This is a genomic window from Bradyrhizobium manausense, from assembly GCF_001440035.1.
GTDB lineage: Bacteria > Pseudomonadota > Alphaproteobacteria > Rhizobiales > Xanthobacteraceae > Bradyrhizobium > Bradyrhizobium manausense.
In genome coordinates this window covers 68,757-70,811 of the sequence record NZ_LJYG01000097.1, presented here as the reverse complement: position 1 = coordinate 70,811, position 2,055 = coordinate 68,757, and the positions used below count along the sequence as shown (strand labels likewise).

3 protein-coding genes are annotated in these 2,055 nt (G+C 67.1%); 2 read left to right on the top strand and 1 reads right to left on the bottom strand.

The annotated features are described in order from the left end of the window. Positions 1–641 (top strand): TIGR01777 family oxidoreductase (locus tag AOQ71_RS48335; RefSeq protein WP_245317084.1); only part of this gene is annotated, 641 nt, incomplete at its 5' end. Positions 642–653: 12 nt separating this feature from the next. On the opposite strand, the gene AOQ71_RS23335 is transcribed toward AOQ71_RS48335, so the two are convergent. Continuing rightward, positions 654–1,505: a LysR family transcriptional regulator gene (locus AOQ71_RS23335; protein WP_057751572.1), complete on the bottom strand. Its 852-nt coding sequence runs from the start codon at positions 1,503–1,505 to the stop codon at positions 654–656. Between the two features lie 110 nt (positions 1,506–1,615). Between AOQ71_RS23335 and AOQ71_RS23330 the strand changes: the two genes are divergently transcribed. Further along, entirely contained in the window at positions 1,616–2,038 is a 423-nt protein-coding gene (locus AOQ71_RS23330; protein ID WP_057751570.1) for a tautomerase family protein, read from the top strand. The last annotated feature ends 17 nt before the right edge of the window (positions 2,039–2,055 follow it).

Sequence of the window (2,055 nt, the reverse complement as noted above, 5' to 3'; positions counted from 1 at the left end):
GCTCGCGCATCGACATGACCGGCGAGGTCGTGAAGCTGATCGCAAGGCTCGAACGCAAGCCGGAGGTACTGGTCAGCGGCTCCGCGATCGGCTGGTATGGCTTGTGGGCCGACCAGGTGCTGACGGAATCGGCCAAGTCTCACGCCTGCTTCAGCCACGAGCTGTGCGCGGCCTGGGAGAAGGCGGCACGGCCGGCGGAGGCGCTCGGCGTCCGCGTGGTCTTCTTGCGCATCGGCCTCGTGCTCGGCACCGAAGGCGGCTTCATCACGCGCCTCTTGACGCCGTTCGAGTTCGGGCTCGGCGGTCGCCTCGGCACCGGGCGGCAATGGATGTCCTGGATCGAGCGCGACGATCTGATCCGGCTGATCGCCTATGTGATCGCTACGCCGGATCTCTCGGGCCCCGTCAACGCCACGGCGCCGATTCCGGTGACCAATGCAAAGTTCACCGAGGAGCTCGGCCGCCGGCTGCGTCGACCCGCGGTGTTTCGCATTCCCGGTGGCCTGCTCCGCCGGATCGGCGGCGGCCTTGCCGATGAGCTGCTGCTCGGCGGCCAGCGCGTGCTGCCGAACAAGGCGCTGAGCCGCGGTTTCGTGTTCAGGCACGAGACGCTGCGCAGCGCGTTCGAGGCGATTTTGTAGAGGCTCGCGGCGTTAAGCCGCCGCGCTCCGGAACGTCGCCGCAACTGCGCGCAGCGCCGCGAGCTTGGCGGGATCGCTGACCTTCGAATGCAGCATAACCTTCGAGCTGCCGAGTTTCGGGAGCTTGTGAGCGGGACCGATATCGACCAGCCCGGGAGGCGCGATCCGGCGTGCCAGCGGGGCGATCGCAAGCCCGGCAAGCGCGGCTGCGACCACCGCCGTCACGCCGCCGCCGACAAAGCGTTCGCGCCAGGGGAGGCCGGCCTTGTCGAGTGCCCGCACGGCAATCGCCCGGACGCCGCAGGGCGGGGCGAGCGTTGCCAGCGGCAACGCTTCGCCCTTCGGCAGTGTGAAGCGTCGTGACGCGAACCAGCCGAACTCGTCCTCGGTGAGCTTCTCGCCGCCGCGGCGGCTGCCCTCCTGGCGGACGATCACCGCGTCGAGCTCGCCGGCGTCATAGGCCTCCTGCATCTCGCGTGAGAAGCCGATGGTGACGGCAAGCGTCAGGTTTGACGACATCGCGTGCAGCCGTTCGAGCAGCGGCACCAGCTCGGGGCCGGCGGCATGATCGGAGATGCCGAGGGAGAGCGATTGCGCGGCCGGTGCGTCGCCCGACAGCGCGCGGTCATGCGCCGCCATCAGCGCGCGGGCACGGTCGAGGAAGCCAGTGCCGTCGGCGGTGAGCCGGACCGCGCGCGGCGAGCGCTCGACGAGACGTTTGCCCAGCAGCGTTTCCAGCCGTTGCAGCTTGAGGCTGACCGCAGCCTGCGTCGTGCCGAGCGCTTCGGCGGCGCGGGTGAAACTCTGGAGGTCGGCGACCAGCAGAAAAGCCTGGACGGTGGCGATGTCGAGCGTGGCTGTCATTATAATCCATTATCACTGGTATCATCTGAGATAAGGTACCAATATGATAGGGGAAGGTCTAGCTTCTCACCAGCGCCGCGGGTTCAGCGGCATTCTAGAGGAGAACAACCATGCCCCTGATCACCGTATCCTACAGCACCTCCCGCCAGTCGCCGTCGCTGAAGGCTGACATCGCGAGCGCCGTGTCCGAACTCACCGCAACAATCCTGCACAAGGATCCCAAGGTGACCGCCATCGTCGTGACGTCGGTCGGTGCCGACGACTGGTTCGCCGGCGGCAAGTCGCTCGCCGAGCAGAAGCTCGCCAGCTACTGGATCGACATCCACGTCAGCGAGGGCACCAACACCAAGGACGAGAAGGCGACCTATCTCGCCGCGATGTTCACACGCATGGCCGAGATTCTGGGACCGCTGCATCCGGAGACGTACTTGCATGTCGACGAGGTCAAGGGCGATGCCTACGGCTTTGGCGGCCTGACCCAGGAGCGGCGTTACATCGCCGGCAAGCTTGACGTGTCGCTGAAGGCGGCGTGAAGCCTTCGAGCCGCGGG

What these genes read in the sequence shown, in the direction of transcription:
- AOQ71_RS23335 (WP_057751572.1), bottom strand. Translation starts at nt 1,505, where the DNA reads ATGACAGCCACGCTCGACATCGCCACCGTCCAGGCTTTTCTGCTGGTC.
- AOQ71_RS23330 (WP_057751570.1), top strand. Translation starts at nt 1,616, where the DNA reads ATGCCCCTGATCACCGTATCCTACAGCACCTCCCGCCAGTCGCCGTCG.